The sequence below is a fragment of the Pseudomonas sp. TE3552 genome (genome assembly GCF_056278945.1).
The window spans coordinates 1,641,379-1,658,069 of record NZ_JBWBQJ010000001.1 but is presented as its reverse complement, the minus strand read 5'-3'; the positions used below and the strand labels follow the sequence as shown (position 1 = coordinate 1,658,069).

The 16,691-nt window shown below is 55.4% G+C and carries 15 protein-coding genes and 4 pseudogenes; 9 read left to right on the top strand and 10 right to left on the bottom strand.

Translation table 11 applies throughout. From position 1 onward, the window contains the following. Positions 1-54: 54 nt before the first annotated feature. The gene (locus tag ACZ9BB_RS07360) at positions 55-960 is read right to left on the bottom strand and encodes a LysR substrate-binding domain-containing protein (protein WP_476213175.1); all 906 of its coding nucleotides are present in this window, start codon (positions 958-960) and stop codon (positions 55-57) included. Positions 961-1,075: 115 nt separating this feature from the next. On the opposite strand from ACZ9BB_RS07360, the gene ACZ9BB_RS07355 reads away from it, so the two are divergent. Together ACZ9BB_RS07355 and ACZ9BB_RS07350 are read left to right on the top strand one after the other, a co-directional pair. Beyond that, on the top strand, positions 1,076-1,918 hold the full coding sequence (locus ACZ9BB_RS07355) for a type 1 glutamine amidotransferase domain-containing protein (protein ID WP_476213174.1): 843 nt from the start codon (positions 1,076-1,078) through the stop codon (positions 1,916-1,918). 66 nt (positions 1,919-1,984) lie between these two features. Further along, complete coding sequence (locus ACZ9BB_RS07350; protein ID WP_476213173.1) at positions 1,985-2,707, top strand: SDR family oxidoreductase; 723 nt, start codon at positions 1,985-1,987, stop codon at positions 2,705-2,707. Positions 2,708-2,906: 199 nt separating this feature from the next. On the opposite strand, the gene ACZ9BB_RS07345 is transcribed toward ACZ9BB_RS07350, so the two are convergent. The 5 genes and pseudogenes from ACZ9BB_RS07345 to ACZ9BB_RS07325 all read right to left on the bottom strand — a co-directional run. Continuing rightward, positions 2,907-3,548, bottom strand: coding sequence for a LysE family translocator (locus ACZ9BB_RS07345; RefSeq protein WP_052964729.1), 642 nt, complete (start codon positions 3,546-3,548; stop codon positions 2,907-2,909). 318 nt (positions 3,549-3,866) lie between these two features. Beyond that, positions 3,867-5,297: pseudogene (locus tag ACZ9BB_RS07340) on the bottom strand (IS1182 family transposase). Between the two features lie 137 nt (positions 5,298-5,434). After that, positions 5,435-6,655 carry an MFS transporter gene (locus tag ACZ9BB_RS07335; protein ID WP_476218233.1) on the bottom strand — a complete coding sequence of 407 codons (1,221 nt, stop codon included), beginning with the start codon at positions 6,653-6,655 and terminating at the stop codon, positions 5,435-5,437. Positions 6,656-6,880: 225 nt separating this feature from the next. Then, positions 6,881-7,462, bottom strand: coding sequence for a TetR/AcrR family transcriptional regulator (locus tag ACZ9BB_RS07330; RefSeq protein ID WP_476213172.1), 582 nt, complete (start codon positions 7,460-7,462; stop codon positions 6,881-6,883). 253 nt (positions 7,463-7,715) lie between these two features. After that, positions 7,716-7,922, bottom strand: a pseudogene (locus ACZ9BB_RS07325) (low molecular weight phosphatase family protein); the annotation flags it as partial. Between the two features lie 3 nt (positions 7,923-7,925). Between ACZ9BB_RS07325 and ACZ9BB_RS07320 the strand changes: the two are divergent. Both ACZ9BB_RS07320 and ACZ9BB_RS07315 read left to right on the top strand, forming a co-directional pair. Continuing rightward, entirely contained in the window at positions 7,926-8,450 is a 525-nt protein-coding gene (locus ACZ9BB_RS07320; protein ID WP_476213171.1) for a CHAD domain-containing protein, read from the top strand. Positions 8,451-8,552: 102 nt separating this feature from the next. Beyond that, on the top strand, positions 8,553-8,732 hold the full coding sequence (locus ACZ9BB_RS07315) for a hypothetical protein (protein ID WP_476213170.1): 180 nt from the start codon (positions 8,553-8,555) through the stop codon (positions 8,730-8,732). Positions 8,733-8,815: 83 nt separating this feature from the next. On the opposite strand, the gene ACZ9BB_RS07310 is transcribed toward ACZ9BB_RS07315, so the two are convergent. Further along, positions 8,816-9,244, bottom strand: a complete 429-nt coding sequence (locus ACZ9BB_RS07310) for an NUDIX hydrolase (RefSeq protein ID WP_476213168.1) — start codon at positions 9,242-9,244, stop codon at positions 8,816-8,818. A gap of 596 nt (positions 9,245-9,840) precedes the next feature. On the opposite strand from ACZ9BB_RS07310, the gene ACZ9BB_RS07305 reads away from it, so the two are divergent. Then, positions 9,841-10,650: an NYN domain-containing protein gene (locus ACZ9BB_RS07305; RefSeq protein WP_476213167.1), complete on the top strand. Its 810-nt coding sequence runs from the start codon at positions 9,841-9,843 to the stop codon at positions 10,648-10,650. A gap of 171 nt (positions 10,651-10,821) precedes the next feature. Beyond that, positions 10,822-11,037, top strand: coding sequence for a hypothetical protein (locus ACZ9BB_RS07300; protein WP_476213166.1), 216 nt, complete (start codon positions 10,822-10,824; stop codon positions 11,035-11,037). A gap of 51 nt (positions 11,038-11,088) precedes the next feature. Here ACZ9BB_RS07300 and ACZ9BB_RS07295 read toward each other — a convergent pair whose 3' ends face one another. The 3 genes and pseudogenes from ACZ9BB_RS07295 to ACZ9BB_RS07285 all read right to left on the bottom strand — a co-directional run. After that, a complete protein-coding gene (locus ACZ9BB_RS07295; protein WP_476213165.1) occupies positions 11,089-11,745 on the bottom strand; it encodes a hypothetical protein in 657 nt (218 codons plus the stop codon). Between the two features lie 294 nt (positions 11,746-12,039). Further along, complete coding sequence (locus tag ACZ9BB_RS07290) at positions 12,040-12,234, bottom strand: DUF7740 domain-containing protein (RefSeq protein WP_253422315.1); 195 nt, start codon at positions 12,232-12,234, stop codon at positions 12,040-12,042. Between the two features lie 286 nt (positions 12,235-12,520). After that, positions 12,521-13,155: pseudogene (locus ACZ9BB_RS07285) on the bottom strand (tyrosine-type recombinase/integrase); the annotation flags it as partial. Positions 13,156-13,542: 387 nt separating this feature from the next. Here ACZ9BB_RS07285 and ACZ9BB_RS07280 point away from each other — a divergent pair. From ACZ9BB_RS07280 to ACZ9BB_RS07270, 3 genes and pseudogenes are all read left to right on the top strand, one after another. After that, a complete protein-coding gene (locus ACZ9BB_RS07280; RefSeq protein WP_476213164.1) occupies positions 13,543-13,761 on the top strand; it encodes a hypothetical protein in 219 nt (72 codons plus the stop codon). A gap of 16 nt (positions 13,762-13,777) precedes the next feature. Further along, positions 13,778-13,966 (top strand): annotated as a pseudogene (locus tag ACZ9BB_RS07275) (alginate O-acetyltransferase AlgX-related protein); the annotation flags it as partial. Between the two features lie 245 nt (positions 13,967-14,211). After that, positions 14,212-16,635, top strand: a complete 2,424-nt coding sequence (locus ACZ9BB_RS07270; protein WP_476213163.1) for a glucose/quinate/shikimate family membrane-bound PQQ-dependent dehydrogenase — start codon at positions 14,212-14,214, stop codon at positions 16,633-16,635. Positions 16,636-16,691: the final 56 nt, after the last annotated feature.

The window sequence follows — 16,691 nt, the reverse complement described above, 5'->3', positions numbered from 1 at the left end:
CATCGATCATGTATGAGCGAGCCTGCTCGTTTTAGCTATGAAGCTCACATTGTTTTAGGCTCGAGTGTTATCCAGGATGAACTCGATGAGCGCTTTGGATGCGGCTGATAATTGCCGGTGAGGCGGGTAAATAATCGAGAATGGTCGAGTGCGACCATTCAACTCCGGAAGTATTTCCACCAATTCCCCCCGCAGCACTTTCTCCCGGATGATGAAGTCATATGTCTGGCAGATTCCCAGACCGCTTTCGGCCAGTGAAACGATTCCCAGGACATCATCCGAAACCTCCACATTGGCTTGCGGCAGCCATTCGATATTTTTCCCGTCAAGGCAGAACAACCACGGTCCGATCTTGCCACTGCTGGGCATGATGAACGGCAGGCAAACGTGCTCGCCTAACATTCCAAGCGTCGCAGGAACACCGGCGCGAGCCAAGTATTGGGGAGACGCGACCAGGCACAGCCGTGCATCTTCCAGCTTGCGCCCCACCAGTCCACTGTCCGGCAACTGCCCCAGGCGAATCGCCAGATCGTAACCTTCGGCGACCAGGTCGACATTGCGGTTGGTGATGCTCAGCTCCACCCGCACAGCCGGGTATTGCTGGGAAAACGCACTGAGCAGCGGCGGCAGACGATGATGTCCATAAGTTGTCGGCACGCTCATTCGAACACGCCCGCTCAACTCGCCGTCCTGCCCGCGAATGTTGCGCTCCACCTCTTCAATCTGGGAAAACGCAGAACAAGTCTGTTCCAGATACAGCTTGCCGGCGTCGGTCAGGCTGAGTCTGCGAGTAGTGCGTCGCAACAATTGCACACCAAGACGCGATTCAAGCCTCGCCAACGCACGACTGAGCACCGAAGGCGTGGTCCCCAAGGCAACGGCAGCAGCACTAACGGTGCCCTGCTCAACTACGCGAATAAAAGCTTCCACATCGCCAAGATGGTCAAATCTACGAGGCATTATTGCTTTCCAAGTCCAAATGAATTCCATTGGCGGTAGTTTATCGCCATATCACACATCAATAGAGTATCCAGGTAGGGGCGGCAAGTGTTCGCCCAATTACTTTGGACACGACATGAAAACACTGACCCGTATTGCATTGACCGCAGTCTTCGCCAGCACCAGCTTGGCGGCCAGCGCTGACAATGTACTTGTGGTGCTTTCCGATTCGGCGAAACTCGATTTGAAGGACGGCAAGGTCTTTGCGACCGGCTTCTACCTGAACGAGCTTTTGCAACCGGTGAAGATGCTGCTCGACGCTGGCCATAACGTCACCTTTGCTACCCCGAACGGCAACGTGCCGACGGTGGACAAAACCTCCATCGATAAAATGTACTTCAACAACGATGAGGCAGAACTTCAGACCTATAAGGACTTGCTTGATCAACTGAAATTGACTCTGCCGGACCAATCGCCGGTCATCAGCCTTTCCCGAGTAGAGCAGATCGGTTATGTGCATTTCGATGCGGTGTACATTCCCGGTGGCCATGCACCGATGCAGGATCTGCTCCACAGCCGTCCACTGGGTCGCTTGCTGGCGGATTTCCATGCACAAGGCAAGACCACCGCACTCGTCTGCCATGGTCCGATCGCCCTGCTCTCGACCTTGCCTGATGCCGAAAACTTTACCCAACAACTCCAGACTGCGAAGCCGGCAAAGGGGCGCGCCGACTGGATCTATGCGGGCTACAAGATGACCGTTATCAGCAACAAGGAAGAGGAAGAAGCCAAAGGGCTGCTCAACGGTGGCGCAATGAAGTTCTACCCGCAAACGGCGCTGGAAAAAGCCGGTGGGGTGTACCGCAGCAACGCTTCGAATTGGACGCCTAATGTGGTCATCGATCGCGAGTTGATCACGGGCCAAAATCCGGCCTCGGCCATCGAGGTCGGCAAGGCATTGCTCGATCAACTGAAATAACAGGCCTGCGACATCGCACTATCCCCCTCCCACGATCCCGGATGTTGCCGGGTTTTGGAGCACTCAGTGAAAACTCGCACTTTCCTTATCACCGGAGCCAGCAAAGGCATCGGGCGCGCGCTCGCGGCTCAATTGTTCCAGGCAGGCCACCATGTTGTGGGCATCGCTCGCAACAGTTTGGATCGGCACTTTCCCGGCACCCTCATCTCCCTCGATCTGGGCGACCGGGAGCAGACCAAAAAAATGTTGGTCGAGCTCGTTTCACGTTATGACTTTGATGGTTTGATCAATAACGTCGGCCTGGTACGCCCCCAGCCTTTAGGTGAAATACACCTCGACGAATTTGATGAGGTCATGCGGATCAACCTGCATAGCGCCTTGCAGACAACGCAAGCATTGCTACCGGGAATGCGCAACCGAGGTTGGGGAAGGATCGTCAACATCTCCAGCCTGACCGTTCTGGGGATCCCACACCGCACCGCCTACGCCGCGGCAAAAGCCGCAATGGTCAGTTTCACGCGCTCCTGGGCTTTGGAGCTGGCAACCACCGGAATCACCGTCAACGCCGTTGCTCCAGGCCCCACGGAAACCGAGTTGTTCCGTGCCGGGAATCCGCTCGGCAGCGACGACGAAGCTCGTTATCTGGCGAGCGTTCCGATGGGCAGACTCGGTCGGCCGGATGAAGTCGCAGCAGCCATCGCCTTCCTGTTATCGGAACAGAGCGGCTTTATCACCGGCCAGACATTGTTTGTCGATGGCGGAGCGTCTGTCGGCAAATCGGCTTTCTAACGGCAACACTGCGGCTCAGCCGCTGCCAAGGTGGCGGTCGATAGTCGGCTCGTCACGGGGCAAAACCCTCAATCCGCCACCGGGGTGGGTGAAGCGCTACGCAATCTTCCGCTCGCTCGCTCGCTCAGTCAGGCTGAGGCCGCGCGTGTGTTTCGCAGTGCCCAGCCTTCCTATTACCGGAGTTACAAGCCCGACTCCCCTACGCCGCCTGCCGCCGCATGGTCAGGATAGCAGCACCAAAACCGATGAATGTAGACCCCACCACCCGGCTGACCCAACGGGATAGCGCAGGCCGAGTTAGCACACCCTTGGCCCGCGAGGCGAGCGCGGCATAGAGGCTCAGGGACGACACCGACAATGCCATGAAGATCGAGGTGAGGATCAGAAATTGCGGTAGCAATGCCGCACTCTGATCGATGAACTGCGGGAACAACGCGGTGAAAAACATCGTCGCCTTGGGGTTGGTCACCGCCGTCAGGAAGGCGGCTTTGTACAGTTTGGAACGAGTCGGCCGGCTTTCCTTCAAGTCGTCCTGAATCCCGTCCGGGAGCATCGGGCCCTTTTTGAACAATTGTCTGATGCCCAGGTAGAACAAATAACCGGCACCGATGAACTTCACTGCGTTGAACAGCCATTCGGAACTGGCAAGCAGCGCCCCCAGCCCCAGCATGGCAGCGGACGACAGGCAGAACAGGCCACTGGCGTTGCCGAGCGATGACCATATGGCGCTGCGCTGCCCATGGGCCAGGCTATTGTTGATCGCCATCAAGGTCGCAGGCCCTGGGCTGGCAATGGCAATCGCGGCGACCAATGTAAACGTCAGAATCGAGTGAGAATCCATTTTCAAAGCTCGTGGTGGTGGGGCTGGCATGTTACAGGAACGAGCGGAACAACGAGTTAAGTGGTGCTCGGTTTCCCAGACGGTAATTGGATTGAAAGCGTTCCTTGCCCACCGACAGCAACCGCCCCATAGCTGCCAGTGGTGACAGGCAGAAAACGGCCCAGAGTGTGTAAAAACGTCAGATTGGATTTTCTATATCGACGCTAGGAGACCGTGCTCACGTTTCGCAAGCTGATCAAGGTCACGACGTTTTCAGGAACAGTTAAAACGGCTCAGCAGCCTCTTAAAGTCATTTGGACGGGGTAAAAAGACCGGCTTTTACGCCGTTAACGCTTTCATCAAGCCAGTGGTGCCGATGATTTTCATGACCCGTTTCAGGTTGTAGGCGAGCACATTCAAGCTCATCTCGGCGCTTACCCCGTTAAGCTTTCGGGTCAGGAAGTGTGTCGCACCCATCCATTGTTTGAGCGTCCCGAAGGGATGCTCAACCGTCCGTTTTCGGATCCGCATCATTTCCGGCACGTTGCTCAGCCTGTTCTGCATTTCCTCCAGGACGGCTTCATGCTCCCAGCGTCGAACCCGCCGTTCCGTGCTCGGTGTGCACTGCGGTTTCATTGCACAGCCCCGGCATTTCGAACTCCAGTAACGGTGCAACGTCAGGCCTTTTTCAACGTTGGTATAGCGTCAGATCAGCGCCTCTCCAGCCGGGCAAATGTATTCGTTTTTTGCCGCGTCATAGATGAAGGCATCGTTATTGAAACGCCCTTCAGCCTTGGCTCCAGAGGTCATCGGCTTGGGCACATAGGCGGTGATGCCTGCATCGTGACAAGCCAGGATTTGTTCGCTTTTGAAGTAACCTCGGTCAGCCACTACCGACAACGTATCTGACGCCATTGCCTCGCGGGTCTGCTTGGCCATCGAGCTGAGTTGATCGCGGTCGGAACCGACGTTCGTCACCTCTTGAGCAACGATCAAATGGTGCTGAGTATCGACCGCTGTCTGCACGTTGTAGCCGACGATTCCCGTGTCGCGCGTCATCATGGAGCGGCTGTCTGGATCGGTCAGTGAGACCTGTTTATCCGGCGATTCATTGAGCTGAATTTCGATCGCCTGAAGCTCTTTCATTTGAGTTTTGAGCTTGGCGATTTTCTCTTCCAGCCGCACGGCACTTGGCTCGGAAGCTGTTGGTTCTTGCCGATCGGCAGCATCGAGTGCCGTCAGGTAACGGTTGATGCTCGATTCAATTTCTTCCATTCGCCGCTTCAGTTTGGCGCTGGTGAAATTGCGGTCGCGGTTGTTGACTGCTTTGAATTTGCTGCCATCGATGGCGACCAGATTTTCTCCGAACAGTCCCAACTGCTGACACAGCACAACGAACTGGCGACAGACGCCTCTGATGGCTTTGCTGTTGTCTTTTCGGAAGTTGGCGATCGTCTTGAAGTCCGGCATCAAACGCCCGGTCAACCACATCAGTTCGACATTGCGTTGGGCTTCTCGCTCCAAACGTCGGCTCGACTGGATGCGGTTGAGATAGCCGTAGATGTAGATCTTCAGCAGGATCGCGGGGTGGTAAGCAGGCCGACCAGTATCTGCCGGTATCGCACCTTCAAAACCCAGCTTGACCAGGTCGAGTTCGTCGACAAAGACGTCGACTACTCGCACCGGATTGGTATCCGTGACGTAATCGTCGAGGCTCTCGGGAAGTAAGGTGCCTTGGCCTCGATGTTCACCTTGGATAAAGCGCTTCATGGGCGATCCTTGCGATGAATTCCTCAGAAATCATAGCAAGGGTTCGCGGAGGCGTCTTTACACACTCTGTGCCGAAAGCAGACTCTCAAGCTATTTTTATGATCTTCAACATCCACCTAGCGGCCCATTGGCCACTCTTATTGCATGATTGCGCGATGGCCAGGCTTGAAACCATTGGCCCTAGCTAGCCAAACCACGGACAGACCGAGCAGCGCCAATATCAGCAGTGTTGGGGGGAAAGAGCTCGGCCCCGCATGATCCAGCAACAAGCCTCCAGCGATGCCACCTCCGGCCACTGCCAGATTGAAGATGGTGACCAGCATCGACTGCGCCACATCGGCGCCGTCACCGGCGGTATCGGCAATGGCCGTCTGTAGCAGCGTCGGAGCGCCACCGAACGTCAGCCCCCAGATCGCAACGCTGAGGAGCACAATATTGGGAGAGCTGCTTGCCATTCCCAACACCAGCGCCGCCATCGCGAAAACCGCCAGACTAAGAAGCGTCAGCACACGCAACCCACGATCCACCCACTTTCCTGTGACCCCGATACCGACGATAGAGGCGACACCGAAGACCAGCAGCACGAGGTCTATTCGCTGACCAAGCCCGACGGAGTCCAAAAATGGCGCGATGTAGGTGTAAAGGATGTTGTGCGCAAGTATCCAGACAAAGATCACAAACAGTATCGAGCGCAGACCTGGGGTCAGTAGAATTCTGCAGATCGGCTGGCGCTGACGTTCGGTTTGTCCCGCGTAGTCAGGCACGCCAAACCGCACCCACACGAACAGCAGTAACGCGAGGGCCGACATGATCCAGAACACGCCACGCCAATCAAACAGAGTACCCAGCCAAGTGCCTAGGGGCACGCCGAGACACAAGGCCACAGGTTGACCGATGCCGACCACCGCCAAGGCCCGCCCCTGCAAATCTTGGGGCACCATGCGTCGTGCATAACCGGCCAACAGTCCCCATATAACGCCCGCCGCCATTCCGGCGATGAACCGCGCAACCAGGGTCAGCACATAGTGGGAGGACAATGCCGTCACGGTGTTGAATACCAGCAACCCGCCGATCGCCAGCAGAAACAACGGCCTCCTGCGCCATTTTCGCGTAGCAGCAACGACCGGAATCGCCGCCAGAACCGAACCCAAGGCATAGAGCGTAACCAACTGACCCGCCATGGCCTGCGAGACGCCAAGACCCTGCCCGATCAAAGGCAGCAGGCCGGCTGGCATGGTTTCCGTCATGATGGTGATGAAGCCAGCCATCGTAAATGCCAACAGTCTCCACACGGGCAGCCTTTGCACAGAAGACGTTTCATCGAGACCCGGTGCTATCAATCCATTGTCGCCGTGCATGCTCATCGTTGTATCCCTGATAAAGAATTCATTTCCTGTTCCTGATCGACTGCCTGAGGTTAATTCAGGCAGCAACGGTGGTGCTTTTTTTGAACGTTCAAGGCCTCTTGCAAAATGAACAAAATTGCTTTGAATTTTATCTGGAATGATCATTCCAATTCTGAGCAAATAAATTTTGGTCTCTGTCAGACTTTCACTTGAAGAATTACAACACCCCGTCCTGAGTTACAACGCGTCTATCGCGACGTCGACCACATCCAGCAAACGTTGCCGACGGTTCTGGTGAGCACTGCCTTTACTCAATACCCGCAGACCCTGAATCGTGTTCACGATAAAGCGTGCGAGCGCGCGAGGTTTCTTGTGCGTGGGGATTTCCCCCTCTGCCTGACCACGGATGAGTGCACGCTCCAAAGCTTTCTCCAGACGCAGGAAGTTGCGGGAGACCAACTCGGCAATGGATTCGTCCTGGCCAGCCAGTTCCAGTGTGGCATTGGCGGCAAGGCAGCCGCGTTGCCCGGTATCGCTGAGTTCATCATTCACGATCCTCATCAGTAGTTGCTGGATCAGCCCTTTGACCGAGCCCGATTCCTGAAGCAGCGCTACGTTCGTGGCTGTCAGATCGTGATAACGGCGCAGCGCATGCTCGTACAATCCATGCTTGTTCTCAAAGGCGTTGTACAGGCTGCTTCGAGACAATCCGGTGCTGTCGACCAGATCCTGTATCGAGGTGGCGCAATAGCCGAGTTGCCAAAAAACCTGCATGGCTGCGTCAACAATCTCGTCATGCTCAAATTCTTTGGTGCGCATCGGACTAGCCTTTCTGGAATGATCATTCCAGAAAATACTAACTTCCTTCTCGCTCGTCAAGGGTGGCTTGATCTCACACCTTACTCCGCATCAATGGAGGACGCCGAGAGTACAAATCGGCGAAGAGCTGAAATCAACTCAGAAACGTCAACTGCAAATGTTGCGACTCTTCGTTTTTACACAGCCTCGGCCAGAAGTGGTCATTGTAATGCACGTCTAAGAACAGCTCGTAATCGTTATCGCGGATCCAAGTTCACTGCCTTGTCTTCACTATGACAATCATTTTGATGCGGTCGTGAATCTCTTGGAGTGCATGACGGAAAGGCTCATGTTTCTCACTGGTCGTCGGGTCTTCAAAACTCCACACGATCACCTCACCGGAGGTCGGCATTCGTGAGGCTTCTTCCGAGGACTTGTCACACAGCGTGATCACGTAGTGAAACTCCTGCCCCTCGAACTCAAAATGGGGTACTCGCATCAAGCAATGAGCCGAAGCGCAACCCTGACAGAGCAGTATCGGAAGATCGCTGCCAGCTCAGTGCTCGACAAACTATTTGCCGAACTGGATCGATGGCCAGAGATATTCAGGACAGCCGAAAGAGCCGGCGAGCTGGTTGATGTAAAAAGACAGATAGAGAAAGCCCTGAAGAAAAGAATCACTCAACTGATCGCCGGACTTCGGGACAAACATTTTGATCGGCACGAGCTAAGGATCATCGTGAAAAACGCGAGATACCTCTCCGATGCGTTTCCAACACTGTCACCGCTCAAGGCAAAATCCAGGGCTCAATTGAAGTCGGTACAAGCGTCGCTCGGCTCATGGCGCGATCATCATCAATGGTGCCTCCGGGCCGAGGCAGAACCTGATTTGCTCGAAATCGCACCCTACTGGGAAGTCGCGTCAGAACAGGCGCTGGCTGATGCCGAGCTGAAATTGGCGTCGCTGCTTGATCACCTAGAGAAAGACCTAACGAAGTCTAAAGACTGATATCAAATCAGCTTGAAAGTCTTTATATAGAGCCTCTGATACATTTTGAATCATCTAAAAAGTGCGCTACCCTCCGCCACCTCAACAGCAAAGGGTTTGCAGATGAAAATCAGTATTGAAACAAATGAGCAAGGAAGCGGTTGCAAAGTTTGGCTTGACGAAACGGCAGTTTCGTTCCCCAGCCTAGAGGACGCTAAAACCTACATTGCTCAACTCGAAGAGCGGATAGAGGCGGCCTCTCATACTTTTGCCCAGGATGCTGAAAGCCCGGAGGTTAGGTAAGCATCTCGTCAGCGGTCGCCTACGAGGCCAGTCTGCATACAACCTGATTGCTCGACGAGGCTGAGCATTAACCATCGCTCTTTCTAACAAGCATTAGATGTGGCTGAACTATTGCTCGACTCGGACGCACAGCGCTTGAGCAATGTACGGATCGAACCCCGGACATTACGCTTGTCCAAGTCCTTTGTTGAAAACCAGCGGCAGTCATCGATCTCGTTACAAGGGCGAGGTTTGCGCTGCCCTGCCAGCGATGCTTCGAAGAGAAAGTGGATAACTCTGCTGTCTTCGTATTCGGAGACATAGGAGAGTTGGTCAAAGGTCAACCCAGTTTCCTCTGCCATCTCACGCAGAGCGGCTTGTAGGGGCGTCTCACCTTGCTCGACGCGGCCACCAGGTAAATTCCATTTGGCGTTGCGTTTGCGGACGAAAAGAATTTCCTCGTCACGGCGATAGATCACCGTGGCGCGCCTTTTCAGATCTTTTTGCTTTGCTGTGGCTTCCGTTGCACCCATGAGCGGCACCCTCTGTCTGCTGACTAAAAAGCAGATCAAGCACGAAGTAACTCTTCGAGAATGCTGCGCCACAAAGGTGTCGATTTGATGACCGTTCAACTTGTTTCTTGCTGGCTACGGGATGAACTCTTGGGTCGGCCAAGCCATTGATGAGCTTCGTAAAAGACGGTCGTGCGAACGAGCCCTCAACTCAAGTCCGGATGACACTGAAGGGGAGCGAATGGAGACAAGTTCTTTTTTCACCGTCCGCTTTGGGTCGAGGGTGTGTAAAAACGTTTTTGAGCGCGACAGGTACTCAAAACTGGACTGGAAATCGCGCTTCTACGCGAAATCCACATCTGCTGACGTGTCGATAAATTTTCAGATTTAACGTAGACGCGCACACTCCAATTTTGGCGAGGCGTTTTTACACACTCTGGACCAAAGCTGCCTCTGACCGACCATCGGCTGCTATTGTCATTGGCTAATCGGTTCCAATCTGTACATCACCGCAACCCGTAGCCGTTGGCAAAACACGCTCTCTAGCGCGAAGCGGTGATTCCTATGTTCATCCGTGATTTAACGGTATGTTGAAGCCCTCAACTCAAGGACGACCCATGGCCATCCACCCACCTACCCCCACGCAAAAACACTTGGCAGTGTTAATCGACGCCGACAATGCCCCCGCCGCAATTGTCGAAGGTTTATTTGAAGAAATCGCCAAGTACGGTGTCGCCAACGTCAAGCGGATCTATGGCGACTGGACTGGCCCTCAGTTGGGTGGATGGAAAAAGGTGCTACTCGACCATTCGATTCAGCCTATCCAACAGTTCGCGTACACCAAAGGTAAGAACGCAACAGACAGTGCCTTGATCATCGACGCAATGGACCTGCTGTACACCCGACGCTTCGACGGTTTCTGCCTGGTTTCGAGCGACAGTGACTTCACTCGCCTCGCTTCGCGGTTACGAGAAGAAGGTTTGACGGTCTACGGGTTTGGTGAAGAAAAAACCCCGAGACCGTTCGTGTCGGCCTGCGACAAGTTCATCTATACCGAATTGCTGCGCGGTGAAGTGCTTGTTGCTGCAAGCAATGGACATGATCGACCCGAACCCGAGCCACCCGCCGAAATCGAGGCCGTCAAAGTCGCCAGTACGCCCGAAGTAAAAAAGCGACCCAAAGCACCAGTCAGTTTCATCGCAAAGATCTTGGATGACATTGCCGACGAGGACGGCTGGGCTCACTTGGGTGCGCTGGGCACCAACATCAGCAAATTGAGACCTGAGTTCGACCCTCGCACCCATGGGTATAAAAAGCTCAGTGAGTTGATCAAGGGGTATCCGGATACGTTTGAACTGCAAACTAGAGGAACGTCGGGAGTGGGTGGTTCAATACTCTATGCCCGACACCGACAGCCGAGCTCGTAGCCCCCCTCACCACAGACAGCTATCGGCCATCTGAAAGCACGACTAAAAGCATCTTGGAACCCCGCACATCACAGATAGCGTGAGACTCGTCTTGACGTCTGTTTCGCCGAATGTCAACTTGACATCAAGTACTCGATCAAGGAGGACTTTTCTGAAAAAGGAGCCAACACCATGGCGAGTAACTATTCGCTACCAGATGTATTGGAAAGAATGTACGAAAACCAGCTAGCTCTGGAGGCGGCCATTATGGAGTTAACACTATTGGCTGAGGGGCAAGGATCGCTGGACGTGGGCGGAAACGTTCGCGGAGCCTTGGAAGGGATCGCTGAAAACGCCGGCCATATCAAACAAGGCCTAGCTCGACTTAAAAGACTGGACATCGGCTAATCCCCACATCGCGCTACTGCATGGACGGCACTCGTCAGATATATGCCTCTCCTACCGACAGTCCGTTGCACTGGCAGCCAATGCCCCCAATGTACGACGTCGTGGGTTCCAGAAGGTCAGACACCAAATGCCCCACCACTCCAACCCTGCATCGAAGTAGTCACTCCATAGCTCACATCTGGAGGCAATATTGTCGTTATCAAACAACCCACCATTGACCTCCTTGACCCAATTCAGAGCAACCACATCGTCCCGATCTTCGACTCCGAGCAGTTCAAGCCATTCGCGAAAAAGCGCCTCGGCCTCCACCTCACCTCCCTCAAACTGGGTGAGATAGGGAGGCTCGCGGAAATGACTGTATAGAGCCAACGGCCCATGCTGATAGTCTTCGGTCAATGTCAGGTTACGGATTTCTGCTCGACTCAATGGAGTGGCGATAGCCCTATCCAAAGCCCAAGTCATACTCGGTTCGGGGTAATCGGCGCAAGGGAGCTTCCGGATCAGCTTACGATGCCAATCAAGCTGGCTGGCCATGATCTGCTCATACAATGCATTCAGAGCCAGTCGATGCATTGCTTCATCGATCAGTGAATTCTCCCTAGGAGACACAACCACAAACTCGAACACACACCCGGCGGCGTCCATCCGTTCACGCAGTGATTCTGTTCTTTCCTGATCGACAACCTTCAGCCCGAGTAAGTGATCCATCACCCTTCCAATCCTTCTTTCCTGGCAAAGTCGGCGTACCGCACTCACTGAGCGGACGTCAAAATGAAGGCGATATGCTAACAAATACGCTGCTGGGAAAATGTAGGAGTATTCGGCAAGTAGGAGAAGATGTGGCGAAAATTGAGGGGGTGGCCTACAGGCCCCGACTCTCAATCGGTAGACAGGAATGTCTTGGTCCGGGCAAACCACTCCGAATCATCACGAGAACAGAACATCGCGGGACGCCACCGCCAGGACGGGATGAACAGAAAACGCGCTGGCGTTAGTAAGCCATCAATCATCCAGATGCTCTGCCAAAAAGCCCACTAGATGGAGAGGACTTCGTGAATCGATCACCTTATAAATCAGATCGCGCTTGCTCCTCGGCAACTTCTTCACCACGCTCTTGGCCGAAGCTCTGACAGCTTCATCCGTTCCATGGATTCGAGCCGCAAGCAGTAGCACCAGCGTTGCATCAGAGAGGTTCATAATCAGCCCCAATAGTTAAGCTTTTGAGTGTACCGATTTCAATTTTGTAAACGCACGACCAACAAGCAACGCGGCACTGGTAGAAAAGCATTCCCAGCACCGCGAAGCCATCAATTAACCAAGCCTCTAATAGCCATCACCTACCGAAGGCTCAAACTATTCAAAGCCCGCGTGCCAACACCGCCCGCTCCCGCCCCAAGGCACCACCGAGCTGGGGGCTTCCACCCGCAGATAGCTTTTTCAGGTATTCCGCAATCATATCCAACTCTCCTGAAAGATTCGGTGCAGGCGCCGCCACAATACCCTTCTCTCCTCGCTCCCACCGATCAAGCTGGTCAGCCCAATCCTGCATCATTCGCTGACGCTGTTCGACGTACAGTGCGTGATTGTAAGTGGCTCGGACTTTGTTGGGTTCGGCATGGGACAGTTGCGCATCGATCCATTTCTCTTCATAGCCAAGCCCGTTGAGCGCGGTAGAGAGCGTTGCGCGAATACCGTGCCCCCGTCAGCTGGGTTTCATAGCCCATGGGCTTGAGCGCTACGTTGAGGGTGTTCTCGCTGATCCGCTTTGACAGGTCACTGCGATGGGGCAGTAAATAGCGCTGTGCTGGACGCCTGAGCTTGAGCAACTCCCGGACGATCGCGATTGCCTGACGTGAAAGCGGAACCACATAAGGCGGAATCTTGTTGCTACCCTCCTTGCGTAGTCGCACCTGTAACAATCACCGCCGGTATAGTCCAAATCCCCCGATCCAAGTCAAACTGCTCAGGCTCAGCTAACCGCAATTCACCTGTTCGCACGTCGGTCAGGAACAGCAAGCGCAAACCCAAAACAGTTGCTTTGCCACCACCGTAATGCCGCAACTTTTGCAGGAAGACAGGAAGGTCTTCCATGAGCAAATAGGGGTTGTTAGTCACCGGCAGCTCTGAATAAGGAACTGACCAAGACCGCATCCACGCAGTACTCATTGGTTGAGCGGTTTAACCGATAACCGATCAATCCTCATGGAGAGGCCCGCCCGCGGGCTTTTGCCCGCGCTTTCGTATCCGCCCTGTCATGCCTTCGTCACACCCACTATGCACAATGCGGTCAGCCAAAAGGATTTGGCCCCATCGACAGAGAGCCCGGCCAAGTGCCGGTTTTTTTCGCTCCAGCGACATGCTTTTCACGAAGTGCTCACAGAACGGAGCGCAGATTGAACGGACAAAAGGATTTGACCCCATACAGAGAGCCCGCCATTTGCGGGCTTTTTGTTGTCAGCCATTCCCGCTGCTAAGCTCTCCACTCCCTCGAATGGAGTCGAAGCGATGCCCTCCCCTGAATACTCTCTCCCCGATGCTCTTGAACGCCTGCATCACAACCAACTCGCCCTGGAGGCTGCGCTGATGGAGCTGACCTCACTGGTTGAGAAACAAGGCCATCCCGCGGCTGGCAACAACGTTCGCGGCGCGCTTCAAACGATCGGTAAGAACGCCGGACACATCACACAGGGCTTGGCCAAGCTGAGAGCCCAAGGCCCACACTGATCAAAGCAGCGGGCATCGACAGGCACTGGGCGCCCCCGTGGGTAACTTCGCCAAAGACGGCGGAGCGCTCTCTGGCGCGGCAAACAGCTACCTCAACAACCCGGCCTACAAAGAAACGCCGCCCAAGCAAATCATCTGGGAGATCCCGGTGTGGGACCTGCAGTCGGCTTACATCGACCCCATTGCCTATCGCTCGTTGCGGTAGGCCAATCGCATCTGGCCGAAGGCAATCTTCGCAAGCTCGCCCCGCGTATTTAGAGTCATTCCTCTCGATTGTTACCATCGCCGCAACAGTGTTTCTCCTTTTCGGTAAATGACAAATTGTCGCAGGGTCTGCTTTTTTTGATATCTTTGCGTAATTAACTAATTAGTTAACAGCTATTTTCAGACTTGCCTTCACTACTCTTAACCCTCCCCACAAACGTTCATGCGCCAGTAGGATCATGCAACATGACTAAGTCTCGACCTTCGGCATCCATCAGTCGCTGGCCCATCTGGGTCGTCGCCTTCGGCGTGCTGGTATTTGGATTATTCTTCGCAGCAGGTGGTGGTTACCTCGCCACGCTTGGCGGTAGCTGGTACTTCCTGCTCGCCGGTTTCGGTTTGATCGTGTCTGCCATACTGCTGTTCAAGCAGCGTCTGCAGGGGGCCTGGCTGTTCGCGGCGGTGATGGTGCTTACCGTGATTTGGGCGCTGGCCGATGTCGGACTGAACTTCTGGCCACTGATCTCTCGCTTGTTCGCCTTGGGCGTGCTGAGCCTGTTTGTGGCACTGATCTACTCCCACCTGCGCAAGGCCAATAGCCTGGCCAGCGGTCGCAGTGGCTACGCTCTGAGCGGTGTGCTGGCAATCGCCGTGGTTGCAGGTGGCGCCGGTATGTTCGTCCCCCATGCCCCTGTCTCGCCGACCGGTGACGGCCCAGGCCTGACAACGGTCGACCCTGCCAAGGCCCAGAAAAACTGGGAACACTACGGTAACGACGAAGGTGGCGGCCGCTTCGCCGCTCTGGACCAGATCAACCGTAGCAACGTCTCGAAGCTGGTGCCGGCATGGACCTACAATACCGGGGACATCGCGATCAGCGACGGCAATGGCGCCGAAGATCAGATGACTCCGCTGCAGGTTGGCGACAAGGTGTTCATCTGCACCCCGCACAACAACCTCATCGCACTGGATGCCGACAGCGGTAAACAGCTGTGGAAAAATGAGATCAACGCCAAGACCCGTGTTTGGCAACGTTGCCGCGGTGTCGCCTACTTCGACGCTACCGCCGCGCTCGCCCAGCCTGCTGACGGCAGCACACCTGTAAAGCCAGTGTCGATACCGGCCGGCGCCAACTGCCAGCGCCGTCTGCTGACCAACACCATCGATGCGCGCCTGATCGCTGTGGACGCCGACACAGGGGAGTTCTGCCAGGGCTTCGGTAACAATGGCCAGGTTGATCTGAAAGCCGGTCTCGGCGACGTCCCTGACTCCTATTACCAGCTGTCGTCGGCACCGCTGATGGCCGGGACCACCGTGGTCGTAGGCGGCCGTGTCGCCGACAACGTCCAGACCGACATGCCAGGTGGCGTGATCCGTGGTTTCGACGTCGTCACCGGCGAGATGCGCTGGGCATTCGACCCGGGCAACCCCGAAGACAAGCAAGCTCCGGCTGCCGGCAGCACGTACGTGCGCAGCACCCCCAACAGTTGGGCACCGATGTCTTACGACCCGGCGATGAACACCGTGTTCTTGCCGATGGGTAGTTCGTCCACCGACATCTACGGTGTGGAACGTACGGCACTGAACCACAAGTACGGCGCTTCCGTTCTTGCACTGAACGCAACCACCGGCGAAGAAAAGTGGGTCTACCAAACCGTCCACAACGACCTGTGGGACTTCGACCTGCCCATGCAGCCAAGCCTGATCGACTTCACCAAAGCTGACGGCAGCAAGGTGCCCGCCGTCGTGATCGGCACCAAAGCCGGGCAGATCTTCGTGCTTGACCGCGCCACCGGCAAACCGCTGACCAAGGTGGAAGAGGTTCCGGTCAAAACGTCGAACATCCCGAACGAACCTTACTCGCTGACTCAGCCGAAATCGGTGGGCATGCCAGAGATCGGCGCACAGACGCTGACCGAGTCGGACATGTGGGGGGCGACGCCGTTCGATCAACTGCTCTGCCGTATCTCGTTCAAGAAAATGCGTTACGACGGGCTGTACACCGCACCAGGCACCGATATCTCGCTGAGCTTCCCGGGTTCGCTGGGAGGGATGAACTGGGGCGGTATCTCGACTGACCCGGTACACGGTTTTATCTTCGTCAACGACATGCGTCTGGGCCTGTGGATCCAGATGATTGCGGCGAAGAAAGATGCCAAGGCTTCTTCCGGTGGTGAAGCACTGAACACCGGCATGGGCGCGGTACCGCTCAAAGGCACCCCGTATGCAGTGAACAAGAACCGCTTCCTGTCGGTCGCCGGTATCCCTTGCCAGGCACCGCCCTTTGGCACACTGACCGCGATCGACATGAAAACCCAGAAAGTCGCGTGGCAAGTGCCGGTTGGCACCGTCCAGGATACTGGCCCATTGGGTATCAAGATGCATCTGCCGTTGCCGATCGGCATGCCGACGCTGGGTGGTACGCTCTCCACCCAGGGCGGCCTGGTGTTCATCGCCGGTACACAGGACTACTACCTGCGCGCCTTCAACTCCGCCAACGGAAAAGAGGCCTGGAAAGCCCGGCTACCCGTGGGTAGCCAGGGTGGCCCGATGACGTATGTGTCGCCGAAAACAGGCAAGCAGTACGTTGTCATCACCGCAGGTGGTGCGCGTCAGTCGCCCGATCGCGGCGATTATGTGATCGCTTACGCGCTGCCTGATAGCCAGTAACCCCGTAACACCTGAAAGCCGCTGCCGCCCTGTGAGGGTGGCAGCGGCTTTTTGTT